The following is a 17,122-nucleotide window of genomic DNA, read 5'->3' on the forward strand; positions in this document are numbered from 1 at the left end:
CAGCGCACGGCGGCGGCCGCGGCGCTCATCGCGCTTCCCCGCGGATGTCCCCATCGAGGTACAGCCAGCGCGGCGCTTCGCCGCTCGCGCGCGGCTCGCGCACGAAGCGGCTGCGCTCATGCAGCCGCGACGCGCGACCGCCGACCTTGTAGCGGGCGACGAACTCGACCTCGGCGTGCGTGTCGTCCTGCTGCTGGTGCGCGACGATGGTCAGGCCCAGCCACTGGGTACGCGGGCCGCGCTGGTCCTGCGCCGCTTCCTGCGCCATGTCCTGCTCCAGCGTCGCCGGGCAGGTCGACGGATGCCAGCTCTGGCGCAGCCACTGCGCGTCATTCAGCACGTAGGCGCTGTAGCGCGAGCGCATCAGCTGCTCGGCGGTCTCGGGCAGCGCCTCGCCGCGATGGAAGCGCCCGCAGCAGCCGGCGTAGCTGGCGCCGCCGCACGGGCAGGCGCCTTCGCGCGAAGGCGCTGCCGCCCGCTTCATGCCACCAGCTCCGGCAGTTGCCGCATGTCGGTGAAGATGGTCTGGGCGCCGGCCTCGCGCAGCATCGCGGCATCGTTGCGCGCGGCATAGCCGAACACCGTCATGCCGGCCGCCACGCCGGCGGTGATGCCGGCCGGACTGTCTTCGACCACCGCGCAGCGCGACGGCTCCACCCCCATCGTGCGCGCCGCCAGCAGATAGACGTCGGGCGCGGGCTTGCTGCGCTCGACCTCGGTGGCGGAGAACACGTGCTCGCGCGGCTGGCCGTCGGCGTCGTGCTGGAACAGCTCCAGCAGGCCGGTGCGCTTCAGTTGCAGCTTGACCTTGACGCGGTCGGCGCCCGAGGCGACGCACAGCGGCATGCCGGTCGCCGCGATCGCGGCGATCGCGTCGCGCACATGGGGCACGGCCTCGACCTCGGCCTCCAGCACTTCGTTGCGCCGGGCCAGCCAGTGCGACAGCCAGTTCTCCGGCAGCAGCGCGCCGCGCATCCGCTCGATGGTGTCGAGCTCCTCGCGCACGGCGCGGCCGAGGAACAGCGCGGTCGAGTCCTCCAGCGAGATCGCGATGCCCAGTTCGTTCAGCATCTGGTTCAGCACGCGGTTGACGATCGGTTCGCTGTCGACCAGCACGCCGTCGCAATCGAAGATCACGCAGTCGAAGCGGCGGGAGGGGGAAGCACTGAGGGTCATGCGGGTTTCTTTTCCTTGAAATCGGGGGACGGCACGGCCCGCAACTCGGTGGGCGTGCCGCTCTTGAGCAGGGCCTCGATCTGGTCGAAGCGGTCGAAGCCCCAATAGGGTTCGCCATCGACGATGACGAAGGGCGAGCCGAACACGCCCTTGGCCATCGCCACCTCCATCTCGGCCTTCAGCTGGTCCTTGATCGGCTGGCTGCTGGCGCCGGCGTCCATCGCGGTGGCGTCGATCTCCAGCGCCGCGGCGATCTTCACCAGTTCGGCCGGCTCGGCGATGTTGATGTCGTCGACGAAGTAGGCGTGGTACACCGCCTTGGCGAAGCGCACCGCCACGTCGGCGGCATGATGGTTCTGCAGCCACAGCATCGCGCGCGCGGCCTGCGTGGTCGGCAGCGGAAAGTTCGACGGCCGGCGGTAGGCAATGCCGTGGTGGCGCGCGGTGCGTTCGAAATCGCGCCAACTGTAGTCGCCCTTGAGCGGAATCTGCGGCAGCGGCGCCATGCCGGTGGTCTTGAACACCACGCCGAGCAGGATCGGATGCCACGCCACGCTGCGGCCGTACTGGCGCGCGAGGTCGTCGATGCGCGTGCTGGCGAAGTAGCCGTAGGGCGACGAGAAATCGAAATAGAAGTCGATCGGGGCAGCGGTCATGTCAGGTCCTCGGCAAGGGAAACGGCGAACGGAACGGCAGGAACGGCAAGGGCGGCAAATGCCTCGCGTGGGCGCGGCTCACGCCAGCGCCCGCGCGATCAGCATCTTCTGGATGTCGCTGGTGCCCTCGTAGATCTGGCAGACCCGCACATCGCGGTAGATCCGCTCGACCGGGAAGTCGCTGACATAGCCATAGCCGCCAAACACCTGGATCGCATCCGAGCAGACCGCCTCGGCCATCTCGCTGGCATTGAGCTTGGCCATCGCGGCCTCCTTCAGGCAGGGCCGGCCGGCGTCCTTCAGAGAGGCGGCATGCCAGATCATCTGGCGCGCGACCTCGATGCGCGTGGCCATCTCGGCCAGGCGGAACTGCACCGCCTGATGCGCGAACAGCGGCTGGCCGAAGCTCTCACGTTCCTTTGAATAGGCCAGCGCCGCCTCGAACGCCGCGCGCGCCATGCCGACGCTCTGCGCGGCGATGCCGATGCGCCCGCCCTCGAGGCCGGACAGCGCCATCCTGTAGCCCGCGCCCTCCTCGCCCAGCAGATTGGCGGCCGGCACGCGGCAATCCTCGAACACGATCTGCGCGGTGTCCGACGAATGCTGGCCGAGCTTGTCTTCCAGCCGCGCGACGACATAGCCCGGCGTATCGGTCGGCACCAGGAAGGCGCTGATGCCGCGCTTGCCGGCGGCCTTGTCGGTGACCGCCATCACGATCGCCACGTCGGCGTGCTTGCCGCTGGTGATGAACTGCTTGACGCCGTTGAGCACGTAATGATCGCCGTCGCGCGTCGCGGTGGTGCGCAGCGCCGCGGCGTCCGAGCCGACATGGGGCTCGGTCAGGCAGAACGCGCCGAGCATCTCGCCCCGTGCCAGCGGCACCAGCCACCGCTGCTTCTGCGCCTCGTCGGCGAACGCCATCAGCATGCTGCAGACCGGGCAGTTGTTGACGCTGATCACCGTCGAGGTGCCGCCGTCGCCGGCGGCGATCTCTTCGAGGATCAGCGCCAGCGACAGGTAGTCGAGGCCCGCGCCGCCGTAGGCCTCGGGCACGGCGACGCCATAGGTGCCCATCGCCGCGAGTTCGCGGTGGACTTCCTTCGGGAACGTCTTGTCGCGATCCCACGCGGCGGCCTGCGGCGCGATGACCTCCTGCGCAAACTGCCGCACCGCGTCGCGGATCATTTCCTGTTCGGGACTGAGCAGCATCGGGACCTCACCAGGGCAGCACGCTGCCGTCGTAGTTGCGAAAACCGCCGTTGTCCTGCGCGGTGGCGCCGGCCAGCACGCGGCGCAGGCCGGACACGCTCTGCTGCGGCGTCAGGTCGGCGCCCGCGCCGCCCATGTCGGTACGGACCCAGCCCGGATGCAGCGCCAGGCAGACCGCATGGCGCGCGTCGAGCGACACCGACTTGAGCGCCGCGTTGACCCCCGCCTTGCTGACGCGATACAGCCAGCTGCGGTTGCTCTCCATCGCGCCGATGCTGCCCATGCGCGAGGACAGCACCGCCAGCACGCCGCCCTTGCCGCCGCGGCCGGTCTCGACGAAGGGCAGCACCAGCGGCAGCGCCATCATCGGCCCCAGCACATTGGCATGCATCACGTCGTCGAACTCCTCGGCCGAGACCGGCTGCGCGCCCTCGGTGCGCGGGCCGATCACGCCGGCGTTGTAGACCGCCACGTCGAGCGATTCGCCGTCGAGCGTCCAGCCCAGGCCCGCGACCTGATCGGCCTCGGCCAGGTCGACGCGGTGCGCCTCCGCGCCCAGCGATTTCAGTGCGGCCAGCCCGTCGTCGCTGCGGGCGGTGGCGATCACGCGCCAGCCGTCGGCGCGGTACTGGCGGACGAACTCCAGGCCGATGCCGCGCGAGGCGCCCAGTATCAGTGCGGTTGGCAAGCTAGCCTCCTGTCGGGTTGTTCAGGGATCGGCGTTGAAGGCGGCTCAGACCAGCTCGATGCCGACCGCCGTGGCCTCGCCGCCGCCGATGCACAGGCTGGCCACGCCGCGCTTGCCGCCGGTCTTGCGCAGCGCGCCGATCAGCGTGGTCATGATGCGCGCGCCGGAGGCGCCGATCGGATGGCCCAGCGCACAGGCGCCGCCGTGGATATTGACCTTGTCGCGCGGAATCTTCAGTTCGTGCATCGCCGCCATCGGCACCACGGCGAAGGCCTCGTTGATCTCGAACAGGTCGACGCTGTCGCTGTTCCAGTCGAGCTTGCGATACAGCTTGGCGATCGCCTCGACCGGCGCGGTGGTGAACCAGCCCGGCGCCTGCGCATGGCTGCTATGGCCGAGCATGCGCGCCAGCGGCTGCAGGCCCAGCGCCTTGGCGGTCGACTCGCGCATCATCACCAGCGCGGCGGCGCCGTCGTTGATCGACGACGACGAGGCGGCGGTGATGGTGCCGTCCTTGGCGAACGCGGGCTTGAGCGACGGGATCTTGTCGACCTTGATGCGGCGCGGACCTTCGTCGGTGTCGATCACCACGTCGCCGCCCTTGGCCGCCACCGTGACCGGCGCGATCTCCCAGCGGAAATCGCCGCGTTCGGTGGCCTGCTGCGCGCGCCGCACGCTCTCCATCGCGAACGCGTCCTGCGCCTCGCGCGTGAAGCCGTACTTGGCCGCGCAATCCTCGCCGAAAGTGCCCATCGCGCGGCCCTTCTCGTAGGCATCCTCCAGACCGTCGAGCATCATGTGGTCATAGATCATGCCGTGACCGATCCGGTAGCCGCCGCGGCCCTTCGGAATCAGGTACGGGGCATTGGTCATGCTCTCCATGCCGCCGGCCACCGCGATCTCGTACGAGCCCGCCACCAGGCTGTCGTAGACCGTCATCGCGGCGCGCATGCCGGAGCCGCACATCTTGTTGACGGTGGTACAGGCGACCGACAGCGGCAGTCCCGCGCCCAGCGCGGCCTGGCGCGCCGGCGCCTGGCCCTGGCCGGCCGGCAGCACGCAGCCGAACACCACCTCCTGGACCTGCTCCGGCTGGATGCCGGCGCGCTCGATCGCCGCGCGGATCGCGACGGCGCCAAGCTGCGGCGCCGTGACGCTGGCGAACTCACCCTGGAATGCGGCCATCGGGGTGCGGGCCGCGGATACGATGACGATCGGGTCTTGCATGGTGGTCTCCTTGCTTGCTGTCCTGCGGTTTTGGTTACTCCCCTCTCCCGCTTGCGGGAGAGGGGTCGGGGGAGAGGGAAAGCGGTCGTTCTGCCGACGCCTTCAGCGCTTGCCAGCGCCCCTCCCTCTCCCCCAGCCCCTCCCCCGCAAGCGGGGGAGGGGAGCGTGTCATCGGCGCGCTTGACGCCTCGCCACTCAATCCTTCCTCACCGCACCGGAATATGCGGCGGGTCCCCGTACTGCCGGTAGGCCGCCTGCAGTTGCGTGCGCAGTTCCTCGTTGCTGCTGGCCGCCATGCCGAGATCGCGCAGCAGGCCGTCGGACACTCCGTAGATCCAGCCGTGCACCGTGACCTGCTGGCCGCGCGCCCAGGCGTCCTGGATCACCGTGGTCTGGCAGACGTTGTTGACCTGCTCGATCACATTGAGCTCGCACAGGCGGCTGTGGGCGTCGTCCTCGCGCACGATGGTGCCGAGGTAGGCGTCGTGCTTGTCCGCCACGTCCCGCACATGGCGCAGCCAGTTGTCGACCAGGCCCACGCGCTCGCGCTTGAGCGCGACCTTGACGCCGCCGCAGCCGTAGTGGCCGACCACGGTGATATGGCGCACCTTCAGCACCTCGACCGCGAACTGGATCACCGACAGCGCGTTCAGGTCGCTGTGCGCAATGACGTTGGCGATATTGCGATGGACGAACACCTCGCCGGGGGCCAGGCCCAGGATCTGGTTGGCCGGCACGCGCGAGTCCGAGCAGCCGATCCACAGGTATTCGGGCGCCTGCTGGTTGGCCAGGCTGGTGAAGAAGTTTGGATCTTCCGCGTTGACGCGGTCGACCCATTCGCGGTTGTTGCGAAACAGCTGGGCGATGGCGTCAGTCATGCTGCCCTCCTTGCCGGCTCGTCGCCGGTTTCGGTTGGGCCATATCGATGGATGAAGCGTTCCGATGCATGGTAGGCGTAAAAGTCATGAACGTGTCCGGCCAGCAGCCGGTCCTTGTGTCCCTGCCACAGGGCAGGTTCGAAAAAGTCCGCATGGTGCCGCAGGAAGGCCGCGCGCACGCGCGGGTCTCCCAGCAGGAAGGTGCGGAAGGTTTCGGGAAAGATGTCGTGGCGGCCGACGCTGTACCAGACCTCGCCCGACATCTCCTCTTCCTCGTTGCGCGGGGCCGGTACGTGGCGGATATTGCAGTCGGTCAGGTATTCGATCTCGTCGTAGTCGTAGAACACCACGCGCCCATGGCGCGTGACGCCGAAATTCTTGTACAGCATGTCGCCCGGGAAGATATTGGCCGCCATCAGCTCCTTGATCGCATTGCCGTACTCGATGATGCCGTGCTCGACCTGCTCGTCGGTGCCTTCCTGCAGGTAGATGTTCAGCGGCGTCATGCGGCGCTCGATATAGAGATGGCGCACCACGATTTCCTCGGTGCCGTCCTTGGCGCGCTGGTATTCGATCATCGATGGCGCATGCTCGTGCAGCTCGCGCACCAGCGCATCGTCGAAGCGCGACAGCGGAAAGGCGACGTCCGAATATTCCAGCGTGTCCGCCATGCGGCCGACGCGGTCGTGCTGCTTGACCAGCTGGTACTTCGACTTGATCAGCTCGCGCGTGGTTTCCTTCGGCGCCGGATAGAAGTCCTTGATCACCTTGAACACATAGGGATAGGACGGCAGCGTGAACACCAGCATCACCAGCCCGCGGATGCCGGGGGCGATGATGAACTTGTCCGACGAATGCTGCAGGTGGTGCAGGAAGTCGCGGTAGAACAGGTTCTTGCCCTGCTTCTGCAAACCCAGCGACGTATAGATTTCCGCGCGCGGCTTGCGCGGCATGATGTCGCGCAGGAAGGTCACGTAGGCCGACGGGATTTCCATGTCGACCATGAAATACGAATGCGTGAACGAGAACAGGATAAGCAGCTGTTCCTTGCGCAGCAGCACCGTGTCCAGCGCGAGCTTGCCCGACGGCCCGTGCACGATCGGAATCGCCAGCGGGTAGGTACGGTCGCCGTTCAGCAGGCGGCCGATGATGAAGGCCGACTTGTTGCGGAAGAACAGCGACGACAGTACGTGGATCTGGAAATTCGGCGCGATGCGGAAGTCGCCCAGGTGCTCGGTGACCGCGCGCACCACATAGCCGATATCGCGCTTCAGGTCCTCGTACGGCCGCTCGAGCTGGAAGTTGTGCACGATCCGTTCGAAGCAGTCGGCCATGCCCTCGCGGCTGCCCGGATAGTAGGCGCGGAAGGTCGGCCTGGTCGGCGACTCCTCGTTCTCGATGTATTCGGTCGAGATCGCCGGACGCACGAAGATGAAATCGTTGTTGAAGTACGAGCGGTGCAGGATGCGGGTGAAGACCGAATTGAAGAAGGTCTCGGCGAGCTCCGGCTGATGGTGGTTGGTCAGCAGCCCGATGTAATGCAGCTTGATCTGCTGCCAGATCTCGTCCTCGATCCGCTCGGCGTCGTACTCGTCCTCGAGGATCACCGTGGTCTCGCGCACGCGTTCGTTGTAGAACGCGATGCGGTCGCGCTGCAGCTGCTGCAGCCCCGCCCAGTCGCCGGCCTCGAACCGGACCTTGGCCTCGATGCTGACCTCGCGAAACAGCCGGTAGTGCTTGTCGAACCCGTCCAGCATGGTGCGCGCCACATCGTAGGCGATCTGCGACGACAGCAGTTTCGGGAAGTGGGACATGGCTGGGCGGACTACCTGGGCGGGTCAGAATCGGGACGCGGATCCGGCGGGACATCGGCGGGAAACCTGCATGCGGCGCTCGCCGCGGGCGAAACCGGATATCAGGGGTGATTGTAAGCGCTTCGCGCGTGGCATCGGTGGCGCCGCCCACCGTGGAGCGGCGCACCGTACACCCCGGTTTCCTTCTCTTTACCTCGTCATCGCCTCGTCATTACATCGTTTCCGCGAACAGCTCCCGGCCGATCAGCATGCGGCGGATCTCCGAGGTGCCGGCGCCGATCTCGTACAGCTTGGCGTCGCGCCACAGGCGGCCAACCGGATATTCGTTGATATAGCCGTTGCCGCCCAGGATTTGCACCGATTCGCCGGCCATCCACGTGGCCTTCTCGGCCGTATAGAGGATCACCGCGGCGCAGTCCTTGCGCACCTGGCGCACGTGCTCGCTGCCTAGCGCGTCCAGGTTCTTGCCGACGGTATACAGATAGCTGCGCGCGGCCTGCAGCGTGGTGTACATGTCGGCGACCTTGCCCTGGATCAGCTGGAATTCGCCGATGCTCTGGCCGAACTGCTTGCGGTCGTGGATGTACGGCGTCACCACGTCCATGCACGCCTGCATGATGCCGACCGGGCCGCCGGACAGCACCGCGCGTTCGTAGTCCAGGCCGCTCATCAGCACCCGGGCGCCGCCGTTCTCGGCGCCAAGGATGTTCTCGGCCGGCACCTCGACGTCCTGGAACACCAGCTCGCCGGTATGCGAGCCGCGCATGCCGAGCTTGTCCAGCTTCTGCGCCACCGAGAAGCCCTTCATGCCCTTCTCGACGATGAAGGCCGTCATGCCGCGCGCGCCGAGCTCCGGTTCGGTCTTGGCGTAGACCACCAGCACGTCGCAGTCCGGACCGTTGGTGATCCACATCTTGGTGCCGTTCAGCACATAGCGATCGCCTTTGCGGTCGGCGCGCAGCTTCATGCTGACCACGTCCGAGCCGGCATTGGGTTCGCTCATCGCCAGCGCCCCGATCCAGTCGCCGGACACCAGCTTGGGCAGGTATTTCGCCTTCTGCGCCGGCGTGCCGTTGCGATGGATCTGGTTGACGCACAGGTTCGAGTGCGCGCCGTAAGACAGGCCGACCGAGGCGGAGGCGCGGCTGATCTCCTCCATCGCGATCATGTGGGCCAGATAGCCCATGTCGGCGCCGCCGTACTCCTCGGCGACGGTGATGCCCAGCACGCCGAGATCGCCCATCTTCTTCCAGCAGTCCATCGGAAACTGGTCGGTGCGGTCGATCTCGGCCGCGCGCGGTGCCAGCTCGGCCTGGGCCCAGGACTGCACGGACTCGCGCAGCATCTCGATGTCTTCACCCAGGTCGAACTTCAGGCCTGGCAGGGTCGCGGTCATGGTTTGTCTCCTATTTCCTCGTGGAATCCGGATTCGATACGGAATGGGTCGATGCTGGGCGGACGCGGGAATTCAGACGTGATCGAGCGTGCGCACCACACACAGCGTCATCAGCATCGTCGCCACCGCCTTGCGGGTGCCGCCGGTCTCGGTAAATACGTCGCCCTGGGCGACGATCAGCGTGCGGCCGGGCTTCAGCACCCGTCCCACGGCGATCAGCCGCTCGCCTTTGGCGGGCGACAGCAGATTAATCTTGTACTCGGCGGTCAGTCCCGCCTCGCCTTCGCCGACCATCGACAGCGCGGCATAGCCGCAGGCGCTGTCGGCCAGCGCGCCGACCACGCCGCCGTGGAAAAAGCCGTGCTGCTGCGTCACGCCTTCGGACCACGGCATCGCCAGTTCGACCTCGCCGCGCTCGACGCGGACCAGCTCGGCGCCGAACGTCGCCATCAGGCCCTGGCGGGCGAAACTGGCGGCGATCGCCTCGGCGCGGCCCGGCGGCAAGTCGGCGGCGGCGCGTGCGGAAACGTCCGCGGCGAGGTCTGGGGCAACGCCGGCAGCAACGTCGGCAGCGGCATCTGTAGCAAGATCCGTGGCGGAATTCGGCATGGCAGCTTCCTGTCGGCGCCCGCACCGCGCGCTGCGGTGGGCTGTCGGCTTATTTTATTTACGTTTACGTAAACGTCAATCAAATTTGTCGGAAAGCAGGATGACGAAGGTGGCATCGGCCACATTCAGGCGCCGGCTGCGCCCTCGTGCTCGGGTGCGGCCGCCGCCAGCAACGCGCGGCATTGGCGCTCGTGCTGGTCGATCTCGGCCAACTGCGCCTGCAGGTCCTCCATCTGCCGCTCCAGCGCCTGGCGGTGCTGCGCCAGCGAGGCCAGGAAGCGCTCGAGCTGGGGCACCGTATCGCGCGGCGACTCGTACAGGTCCAGGATCTCGCGGATCTCGTTCAGCGTCAGGCCGAGCCGCTTGCCGCGCAGCGTCAGCTTCAGCCGGGTGCGCTCGCGGCCGCTGTAGAGCCGCTGCCTGCCCCCGGCGCCGACGCGATCGGGCGACAGCAGGCCTTGGTCCTCGTAGAAGCGGATGGCGCGCGGCGTGATGTCGAACTCGCGCGCCAGTTCGGTGATGGTGTACGTGGTGCCGGCGGTAGCGTTGGCGGGCTGGCCGATCGGCGTGGGAGGCTGGGTGGCGGAGCTGGGCATGGGCGCCTGTAAAAGAGAACGAACGTTCGATACGCGTGGGCGTTTTCGCTTAAGATGGCAACAGGCCGTCCGAATTGACGTTTACGTTAGCGTCAAGCAGCGCGCCTGGCAACCGCCCGGCGCCGTCCCGGCCACGCCGCCGTGCCGGCGCATTGCATGCCCCCGGCGTCCGGCATCCGGATCCACGACGAGAAAGCCCACCGCAGGGCTTCGCAACCGAGAGACTCCCCGATGAACGCACTCGAACACCAACTCCAATACCCGTTCGGCGAGACCATGCCCGAGCCCGGCGCGCGCCAGCAGGTGGCCCCCGGCGTCTACTGGTTGCGCATGCCGCTGCCGTTCGCGCTGGACCATATCAATCTGTGGCTGGTGCGCGATCGCGTGGACGGGCGCGACGGCTGGACCGTGATCGATTGCGGCATCACCAACGACACCATCAAGGCGCACTGGGAGACGGTGTTCGCCAACGAGCTCGAAGGCCTGCCGGTACTGCGCGCGCTGGTTACGCATTGCCATCCCGACCACGTGGGCCTGGCGCACTGGCTGTGCCAGCGCTGGGACGCGCGGCTGTGGATGAGCCTGGGCGACTATATGAGCGCGCGCGTGATGAGCGGCGGCAATGGCGTCGGCTCGAACGCCGGCGGCGACTTCGCCGCCAGCCACTTCGCGCGGCACGGCCTGGCCGATCCCGACAGCCTGGAAAAGCTGCGCGCCCGCAAGAGCTACTACGCGACGCTGGTGCCCGACCTGCCGACGCAGTACCGCCGGCTGATGGAAGGCGACACGGTGACGATGGGCACCGATCCGGCGGCCGCGAGCTGGCGCGTGATCACCGGCTACGGCCACGCGCCCGAACACGTCGCGCTGTACAACGCCGAGCTCAAGGTACTGATCTCCGGCGACATGGTGCTGCCGCGGATCTCGACCAACGTCAGCGTGTTCGACATGGAGCCCGAGGCCAACCCGCTGGCGCTCTATCTGCGCTCGCTCGACCGCTACCAGGACCTGCCCGAGGACACGCTGGTGCTGCCCTCGCACGGCCGGCCGTTCCGCAACCTGCAGACGCGCATCGGGCAGCTGCGCGAGCACCATGTCGAGCGCCTGGCCGAGACCCGCGCGGCCTGCGCGGAAAAGCCTTGCAGCGCGCGCGATATCGTCAACGTGATCTTCCGCCGCCAGTTCGACATCCACCAGATGACCTTCGCGATGGGCGAGGCATTGGCCCACCTGCACGTGCTGTGGCATGCCGGCGAGCTGCAGCGCGCCATCGACGACGATGGCATCATCCGGTTCCGAGCCCACGCCTGAAGCACTGCACCATGTCCGCCGCCGATCACGCACCAGACAGCCCGTTTGCCCAGACCCCGCCGCCGCCCTATTACGCGGTGATCTTCACGTCCACGCGCACCGGCGCCGAGGCGGGTGGGGACAACCACGAAGCCGACTACGGCGCGATGGCGCAGCGGATGGTGGAGCTGGCCGCGACCATGCCGGGCTTTCTCGGTGTCGAGTCGGTGCGCGACGGCAGCACGCCCGGCGCGCCCGGCATCACGGTGTCGTACTGGCGATCGCTCGAGGACATCGCCGCCTGGCAGGCGCATGCCGAACACCGGGTCGCGCAGCGGCTGGGACGCGAGCGCTGGTATCAGGGCTTCCAGCTGCGCGTCAGCAAGGTCGAACGGGCCTACGGGTTCGAGCGCTGATCTCGACGTCGCCATCGCGACGGCGGCCTCAAGCCTGGCGCGCCAGCGTCTCCAGGTACGCCAGCCCATCGATCGCGCGGCTGCCGTACCACGACACCATCTCCCCATCGACCAGCAGCACCGGCAGGCCGAGCTGGCGCTCCAGCGCATCGGCGTGGTCCTCGGTGAAGCGATAGGGCTCGCTCGACAGCAGCACCAGGTCGAGCTCGCGCACCAGCGCCTCGCTCCAGCGGAAGGTCGGATAGCGCTGGCCCGGCGCATTGGGCCGCGCGCAATCGCCGCCGATGCAGGCCTGCAGCGCCTGGCCGGCATCGCCGGGCCAGGTCTGCCAGCCGATCAGCGCCAGCATGCGGCTGATATAGGTGTCGCGCGACACCGTCATCCATGGGTGCTGCCAGATCGCGTACAGCACGCTGCGAGTCGGCCAGGTGCGCGCCTCGAGCCGCGCCAGCCCCTGCTCCAGCCGCGCGCATAGCGCCTGCGCCTGCGCCTCGCGATCGAAGATGCCGCCCAGCAGCCGGTACAGCTCGAGGTTGTCGCGCGGCGCGCACGGATGGGTCACGATCACGTTCGGCACGAAGCCGCGGATCTCGTCCACGGTCTCGCGCCGGTTCTCGTCGATATTGACGACCACATGGGTCGGCGCCAGCGCGCGCAGCTTGTCCAGCTGCACGTCCTTGGTGCCGCCGACCTTGGCGACCGCGCGCACCTGCGGTTCGGGATGGATGCAGAAGCCGGTCCGCGCCACCAGCCGATCGCCGAGTCCCAGCGCAAACAGCAGTTCGGTGACCGACGGCACCAGCGAGGCGATCCGCGCCTCCGCAGCGGCGCGCGGGTGCGGCTGGCCCAGCGCGTCGCGCCACATCACGGGCTCCCGTTGCCGTCGGCGGCGGGGTCTGCGGGAGCGTCCGGCCGTTCCGGCTGGCGGGGCTTGCGTGGCGCGCGCGTGAACAGCGCGTCGTAGAGCCAGCGCGGCAGCACGTGCAGCACTGAGGCGACCACGCCCATCTGCCACGGCACCACGGCAAAGCGCCGGCCCGCGGCGATCGCCCGCACCGCCTTGCGCGCGAACGCGTCGGCGTCCATCAGGAACGGCATCGGATACGGATTGCGCGCGGTCATCGGCGTGCGGATATAGCCCGGCGCGATGGTGACCACGCGGATCCGGTGCGGCCGCTGCTCCAGCCGCAGGCTCTCGAGCAGCTTGATCACCGCCGACTTCGAGGCACTGTACGCGCCCGCGCCCGGGAGTCCGCGCACGCCGGCCACGCTGGCGATGCCGACCAGCGTGCCGCGCCACTCGCGCGGCCCCACGTCTCTCGCCTGCATCGGCGCCAGGAACGGCTGGAAGGTCGTCAGCACGCCGAACCAGTTGGTGTCCATCACCGCGCGAAAGGCTTCAAGGTCTTCGCGTTCGCTGGCCACCGTGCCGACCGACACGCCGGCGTTGGCGATCACGATATCGGGACAGCCGAAGTGGTCGAGGAAGTCCTGCGCGGCGGCGAGCATCGCATCGGCATCGCGCACGTCGGCCGCATAGACGCGAGCGGCATTGGGATTGGGCAGGGTGGCAACGAACGCGCGCAGGGCATCGTCGCGGCGGCCGACCAGGCCGAGAATCGCGCCCTGCCGGGCGTATTCGCGCGCCAAGGCCTGGCCGATTCCGCTCGATGCGCCGGTGAGAAAGACTTTGACGGGTCGCATCGGGCGGCGGGGGAAGGAGAAGGACGAAGCGGAAGCAATGCGCGCTCAGCCGTTGGCCGGCCGTTCTGCGGCGGCAACGGCGGCGCGCAACGTCATCACAGCTTCTTGTCGCGGACCTGGGTCACCAGGTAGTCCATCGTCTGCAGCGCGGCGCCCTTGCTGCCCGCGATGGACGGCGAGGTCACGTACTTGCCCTGGATCACGATGGTCGGCACGCCGTCGATCTTGTAGGCGTCGGCGATCTTGTTGGCGCGCGTGGTGTTGGTCGACACCGAGAACGAGTTGTAGGCCTCCAGGAAGGCCTTGCGGTCGATGCCGTTCTTGGCCATCAGATCGGCAATCTCGTTCGGGTCCAGCAGGCGCTTGCGCTCGGCGTGGATCGCGCTGAAGACCTTGCCGTGCATGGCCTCGAGCTTGCCCATCGATTCGAGCGCGTAATAGATGCGGGTATGCGGCAGCAGGTCGTCGCGGAAGGCCACCGGCACGCGCTTGAAGACCACGTCCTTGCCCTGCTTCTTGACCCAGCCTTCGATCTCGGGCTCGAAGTCGTAGCAGTGCGGGCAGCCGTACCAGAAGAACTCGGTGACTTCGATCTTGCCCGCGGTGACGGGCTGGGCCGCCTTCAGGACCTGGTATTCCTTGCCTTCGGCCGGCGCGGCCTGGGCGGGCGATGCCATCATCAGTCCCGCGGCGGCGGCGAGCGTGGCGAACAAGGCGGCGATTTTCTTCATGGCGCGAGAGAAAAGTGAAACGGTGTGCGTATGACAGCGATGCGCCGCGCGGGTTCAGCCCGCCCCGGCGCCGCCGCCTCCTGGCTTACTGCTTGGTGAAGCGGATCACCGACGCCTCGAAACCGGCCGATTGCAGGCGGTCGCGCGCGCGGTTCATGTCTTCGATCTTGTTGTACGGGCCGAGCCGTACGCGGTACAGCTTGACGCCATTGACCTCGCGGTCGGTGACCCTGGCCTCGAAGCCCTGCATCGCCAGGTTGGCCTTCTGCCGGTTGGCGTCGTCCTGCGAGCGGAAGGCGCCGACCTGCAGCAGATAGCCGACCTTGTTGGCGTCGGCCTGCGCAATCTCGGCGATCGGATCGGCCACGGCACGCTCGGCGGGCTTTTCGGCGGGCTTTTCGGCCGGCTTCTCCGCGGTCTTCGGCGCGGGCTTGACGGCTTCCTCCGGCGTCGGCGCGGGCCTGGCCGCCGGCGGCGCGGCGGGCTCCCGATGCGCCGGCTCCGCGGGCGGGCCGACCGGCTTGGGCGGGGTCTTGCTCCACAGCGGCTTGTTCGGGTCCGACGGCGCCTCCTGCACCGGCGACGGCAGCGTCCCGACCACGTTGCCGGATTCGGCCGGCTTGGGCGTGCCCTTGCGCTGGAACGGCGTCGGCGCCTTGGTGATATACAGCGCCACCACCACCGCGATGGCCAGGCCGATGATCAGGCCGAGCACCAGGCCGAGAAACGTACCCCCGCGCTGCTGGGCGCGGCTGGCCTTGCGCGGGGCACGCTTGCGTTGCTGTTGCATGGAGTCCTCTTGGATATTGCCGGAAGATTATAGAGCCAGTGCCCGGCCGGGCGGCCCGGTCACCGCGGCCCGCAGACGGTGGGGACACCGGCAGGCCGCGCTGCCCCCCTTACATGCGCTGCGGCGCGGACACGCCGATCACCGCGAGGCCGTTGCGCAGCACCTGGCGGGTCGCCGCCAGCAGCGCGAGCCGCGCCAGCTTGACCGGCTCGTCGTCGACCAGCACGCGGTCGGCGTTGTAGAAGGCATGGAAGTCGCCGGCCAGGTCGCGCAGATAGAAGGCGACCGCATGCGGCGCCAGCTCGTTGGCGGCCTGGGCCAGCATCTCGGGGAATTCGGCCAGCCGCTGTCCCAGCGCCAGCGCCTGCGGGCTCGCCGCGGCGCCGGTCACCGGCTCCAGGTCGGCCCCCGCCAGCTCGGCCAGGCGTTGCTGCCACCCCTCGCCGCCCCACGACTCGAAGATCGAGCAGATGCGGGCGTGCGCGTACTGGACGTAGTACACCGGGTTCTCGTCGTTCTGCTTGAGCGCCAGGTCGACGTCGAAGACGAACTCGGTATCGGCCTTGCGCGACAGCAGGAAAAAGCGGACCGCGTCGCGGCCGCGCGTGAAGTGGGCCGGCCAGTCGGCCACGCCCGTCTCCAGGCAGCCGCGGATGGTCTCGTCGCCGCCATTGCTCCATTCGATCAGGTCACGCACCGTGACATACGAACCGGCGCGCTTGGAGATCTTGACCTCCTCGCCGTTCTTCATCACGGTGACCATCTTGTGCAGCACGTAGTCGGGATAGCCGGCCGGGATGCCGATTTCCAGCCCCTGCAGGCCGGCCCGCACGCGCGCAATGGTGCCGTGGTGGTCGCTGCCCTGCACGTTGATGACCTTGTGGAAGCCGCGCTGCCACTTGGTGGTGTGATAGGCGACGTCCGGCACGAAGTAGGTATAGCTGCCATCGCCCTTGCGCATCACCCGGTCCTTGTCGTCGCCGTCTTCGGTGGTGCGCAGCCACAGCGCGCCTTCGCTCTCGTAGGTCTTGCCCTTGGCGATCAGCGTGCGCACGGCCTCCTCGACCTTGCCGTCGGTGTACAGCGACGACTCCAGATAGTAGCGGTCGAACTTGACGCCGAACGCCTGCAGGTCGATGTCCTGCTCGTTGCGCAGGTAGGTGACGGCGAACTTGCGGATCGAGTCCAGATCCTCGACGTCGCCGGAGGCGGTCACCGGCTCGCCGTCGGAGGCGCGCACGGTCTTGCCGGCGAGGAAATCGGCGGCGATGTCGGCGATGTAGTCGCCGTTGTAGGCGGCCTCTGGCCAGCCGGCCTCGCCCGGCTTCAGGCCGCGGGCGCGCGCCTGCACCGAGATCGCCAGGTTCTGGATCTGCACGCCGGCGTCGTTGTAGTAGAACTCGCGGTGCACGGCGTAGCCCTGCCACGACAGCAGGTTGGCGAGCGCGTCGCCCAGCGCGGCCTGGCGGCCGTGGCCGACGTGCAGCGGGCCGGTCGGGTTGGCCGACACGAACTCGACCAGTACCTGGCCGCGCGCGCCCTGCTGCTGGGCGCCATAGCCATCGCCCTGCTGCAGCACCGCGCGCAGCGTCTCGGCCTTGGCCGCCGGGGTCAGCCGCAGGTTGATGAAGCCGGGGCCGGCGATCTCCAGGCTTGCCACCAGCGAGGCGGTACGCGCATCAGCCTTCACCGCGTCGACGATCTGCTGCGCCAGCTCGCGCGGATTGCGCTTGAGCGTGCGGGCCACCTGCATCGCCAGATTGCAGGCGAGATCGCCGTGGGCGGCCACCTTGGGCCGTTCGAAGGCGACAGCGGGCAGCACGGCATCGGCCGGCGCCAGTGCGCGTACCGCATCGGTGAACGCGGCGGCAAGTTTGGAGGTCTGAACAGGCAGCATGAATGTCTGGGCCCGCGCGCCACACAGGACCGCGATGGCTTCGGC

Annotated in this window: 18 protein-coding genes; 2 read left to right on the plus strand and 16 right to left on the minus strand. The window is 68.2% G+C overall.

The genetic code is table 11. The annotated features are described in order from the left end of the window. Window positions 1-25: 25 nt before the first annotated feature. The 11 genes from LRR16_RS12945 to LRR16_RS12995 all read right to left on the minus strand — a co-directional run bounded on the left by LRR16_RS12945 (window position 26) and on the right by LRR16_RS12995 (window position 10,249). Window positions 26-484 (minus strand): YchJ family metal-binding protein, encoded by a 459-nt coding sequence (locus LRR16_RS12945; RefSeq protein ID WP_232206182.1) that lies wholly within the window; start codon window positions 482-484, stop codon window positions 26-28. After that, entirely contained in the window at window positions 481-1,176 is a 696-nt protein-coding gene (locus tag LRR16_RS12950; protein ID WP_232206183.1) for an HAD family phosphatase, read from the minus strand. Before LRR16_RS12950 ends, LRR16_RS12945 begins: the two co-directional genes overlap by 4 nt. Beyond that, window positions 1,173-1,832, minus strand: a complete 660-nt coding sequence (locus tag LRR16_RS12955; protein WP_006578172.1) for a 2-hydroxychromene-2-carboxylate isomerase — start codon at window positions 1,830-1,832, stop codon at window positions 1,173-1,175. Before LRR16_RS12955 ends, LRR16_RS12950 begins: the two co-directional genes overlap by 4 nt. A 78-nt stretch (window positions 1,833-1,910) precedes the next feature. Next, a complete protein-coding gene (locus LRR16_RS12960) occupies window positions 1,911-3,041 on the minus strand; it encodes an acyl-CoA dehydrogenase family protein (RefSeq protein WP_149317294.1) in 1,131 nt (376 codons plus the stop codon). A 7-nt stretch (window positions 3,042-3,048) separates the two neighbouring features. Then, entirely contained in the window at window positions 3,049-3,729 is a 681-nt protein-coding gene (locus LRR16_RS12965; RefSeq protein ID WP_232206184.1) for an SDR family oxidoreductase, read from the minus strand. Window positions 3,730-3,774: 45 nt separating this feature from the next. Next, window positions 3,775-4,956 carry an acetyl-CoA C-acetyltransferase gene (locus LRR16_RS12970; RefSeq protein WP_023265040.1) on the minus strand — a complete coding sequence of 394 codons (1,182 nt, stop codon included), beginning with the start codon at window positions 4,954-4,956 and terminating at the stop codon, window positions 3,775-3,777. A gap of 206 nt (window positions 4,957-5,162) precedes the next feature. Beyond that, window positions 5,163-5,834 (minus strand): carbonate dehydratase, encoded by a 672-nt coding sequence (gene can, locus LRR16_RS12975; RefSeq protein ID WP_006578377.1) that lies wholly within the window; start codon window positions 5,832-5,834, stop codon window positions 5,163-5,165. Then, window positions 5,831-7,648, minus strand: a complete 1,818-nt coding sequence (gene aceK, locus LRR16_RS12980) for a bifunctional isocitrate dehydrogenase kinase/phosphatase (protein ID WP_006578378.1) — start codon at window positions 7,646-7,648, stop codon at window positions 5,831-5,833. The genes can and aceK overlap by 4 nt, the downstream gene beginning before the upstream one ends. Before the next feature lie 211 nt (window positions 7,649-7,859). Then, a complete protein-coding gene (locus tag LRR16_RS12985; RefSeq protein ID WP_064574905.1) occupies window positions 7,860-9,044 on the minus strand; it encodes an isovaleryl-CoA dehydrogenase in 1,185 nt (394 codons plus the stop codon). A 72-nt stretch (window positions 9,045-9,116) separates the two neighbouring features. Continuing rightward, a complete protein-coding gene (locus LRR16_RS12990; protein ID WP_231906353.1) occupies window positions 9,117-9,494 on the minus strand; it encodes a PaaI family thioesterase in 378 nt (125 codons plus the stop codon). Between the two features lie 284 nt (window positions 9,495-9,778). After that, complete coding sequence (locus LRR16_RS12995; RefSeq protein ID WP_064574903.1) at window positions 9,779-10,249, minus strand: MerR family DNA-binding transcriptional regulator; 471 nt, start codon at window positions 10,247-10,249, stop codon at window positions 9,779-9,781. A 231-nt stretch (window positions 10,250-10,480) separates the two neighbouring features. Between LRR16_RS12995 and LRR16_RS13000 the strand changes: the two genes are divergently transcribed. Beyond that, window positions 10,481-11,560 carry an MBL fold metallo-hydrolase gene (locus tag LRR16_RS13000; protein WP_232206185.1) on the plus strand — a complete coding sequence of 360 codons (1,080 nt, stop codon included), beginning with the start codon at window positions 10,481-10,483 and terminating at the stop codon, window positions 11,558-11,560. Window positions 11,561-11,571: 11 nt separating this feature from the next. Continuing rightward, a complete protein-coding gene (locus tag LRR16_RS13005; protein WP_232206186.1) occupies window positions 11,572-11,955 on the plus strand; it encodes an antibiotic biosynthesis monooxygenase in 384 nt (127 codons plus the stop codon). A 28-nt stretch (window positions 11,956-11,983) separates the two neighbouring features. Here LRR16_RS13005 and LRR16_RS13010 read toward each other — a convergent pair whose 3' ends face one another. The 5 genes from LRR16_RS13010 to argS all read right to left on the minus strand — a co-directional run bounded on the left by LRR16_RS13010 (window position 11,984) and on the right by argS (window position 17,077). Next, complete coding sequence (locus LRR16_RS13010) at window positions 11,984-12,820, minus strand: helical backbone metal receptor (RefSeq protein ID WP_232206187.1); 837 nt, start codon at window positions 12,818-12,820, stop codon at window positions 11,984-11,986. After that, entirely contained in the window at window positions 12,820-13,659 is an 840-nt protein-coding gene (locus LRR16_RS13015) for an SDR family oxidoreductase (RefSeq protein WP_232206188.1), read from the minus strand. Before LRR16_RS13015 ends, LRR16_RS13010 begins: the two co-directional genes overlap by 1 nt. A 95-nt stretch (window positions 13,660-13,754) precedes the next feature. Beyond that, entirely contained in the window at window positions 13,755-14,390 is a 636-nt protein-coding gene (locus LRR16_RS13020) for a thiol:disulfide interchange protein DsbA/DsbL (RefSeq protein WP_053820872.1), read from the minus strand. Window positions 14,391-14,475: 85 nt separating this feature from the next. Further along, window positions 14,476-15,180 carry an SPOR domain-containing protein gene (locus LRR16_RS13025; RefSeq protein WP_064574896.1) on the minus strand — a complete coding sequence of 235 codons (705 nt, stop codon included), beginning with the start codon at window positions 15,178-15,180 and terminating at the stop codon, window positions 14,476-14,478. A 109-nt stretch (window positions 15,181-15,289) separates the two neighbouring features. Then, a complete protein-coding gene (gene argS, locus LRR16_RS13030) occupies window positions 15,290-17,077 on the minus strand; it encodes an arginine--tRNA ligase (protein ID WP_064575139.1) in 1,788 nt (595 codons plus the stop codon). Window positions 17,078-17,122: the final 45 nt, after the last annotated feature.

The organism is Cupriavidus sp. UGS-1 (assembly GCF_021213615.1).
GTDB lineage: Bacteria > Pseudomonadota > Gammaproteobacteria > Burkholderiales > Burkholderiaceae > Cupriavidus.

What these genes read in the sequence shown, in the direction of transcription:
- LRR16_RS13025 (WP_064574896.1), bottom strand. Translation starts at nt 15,180, where the DNA reads ATGCAACAGCAACGCAAGCGTGCCCCGCGCAAGGCCAGCCGCGCCCAG.
- aceK (WP_006578378.1), bottom strand. Translation starts at nt 7,648, where the DNA reads ATGTCCCACTTCCCGAAACTGCTGTCGTCGCAGATCGCCTACGATGTG.
- LRR16_RS12955 (WP_006578172.1), bottom strand. Translation starts at nt 1,832, where the DNA reads ATGACCGCTGCCCCGATCGACTTCTATTTCGATTTCTCGTCGCCCTAC.
- argS (WP_064575139.1), bottom strand. Translation starts at nt 17,077, where the DNA reads ATGCTGCCTGTTCAGACCTCCAAACTTGCCGCCGCGTTCACCGATGCG.
- LRR16_RS13015 (WP_232206188.1), bottom strand. Translation starts at nt 13,659, where the DNA reads ATGCGACCCGTCAAAGTCTTTCTCACCGGCGCATCGAGCGGAATCGGC.
- LRR16_RS12945 (WP_232206182.1), bottom strand. Translation starts at nt 484, where the DNA reads ATGAAGCGGGCGGCAGCGCCTTCGCGCGAAGGCGCCTGCCCGTGCGGC.
- LRR16_RS13010 (WP_232206187.1), bottom strand. Translation starts at nt 12,820, where the DNA reads ATGTGGCGCGACGCGCTGGGCCAGCCGCACCCGCGCGCCGCTGCGGAG.
- LRR16_RS12995 (WP_064574903.1), bottom strand. Translation starts at nt 10,249, where the DNA reads ATGCCCAGCTCCGCCACCCAGCCTCCCACGCCGATCGGCCAGCCCGCC.
- LRR16_RS12960 (WP_149317294.1), bottom strand. Translation starts at nt 3,041, where the DNA reads ATGCTGCTCAGTCCCGAACAGGAAATGATCCGCGACGCGGTGCGGCAG.
- LRR16_RS12970 (WP_023265040.1), bottom strand. Translation starts at nt 4,956, where the DNA reads ATGCAAGACCCGATCGTCATCGTATCCGCGGCCCGCACCCCGATGGCC.
- LRR16_RS13005 (WP_232206186.1), top strand. Translation starts at nt 11,572, where the DNA reads ATGTCCGCCGCCGATCACGCACCAGACAGCCCGTTTGCCCAGACCCCG.
- LRR16_RS12950 (WP_232206183.1), bottom strand. Translation starts at nt 1,176, where the DNA reads ATGACCCTCAGTGCTTCCCCCTCCCGCCGCTTCGACTGCGTGATCTTC.
- LRR16_RS13020 (WP_053820872.1), bottom strand. Translation starts at nt 14,390, where the DNA reads ATGAAGAAAATCGCCGCCTTGTTCGCCACGCTCGCCGCCGCCGCGGGA.
- LRR16_RS13000 (WP_232206185.1), top strand. Translation starts at nt 10,481, where the DNA reads ATGAACGCACTCGAACACCAACTCCAATACCCGTTCGGCGAGACCATG.
- LRR16_RS12985 (WP_064574905.1), bottom strand. Translation starts at nt 9,044, where the DNA reads ATGACCGCGACCCTGCCAGGCCTGAAGTTCGACCTGGGTGAAGACATC.
- can (WP_006578377.1), bottom strand. Translation starts at nt 5,834, where the DNA reads ATGACTGACGCCATCGCCCAGCTGTTTCGCAACAACCGCGAATGGGTC.
- LRR16_RS12990 (WP_231906353.1), bottom strand. Translation starts at nt 9,494, where the DNA reads ATGGCGACGTTCGGCGCCGAGCTGGTCCGCGTCGAGCGCGGCGAGGTC.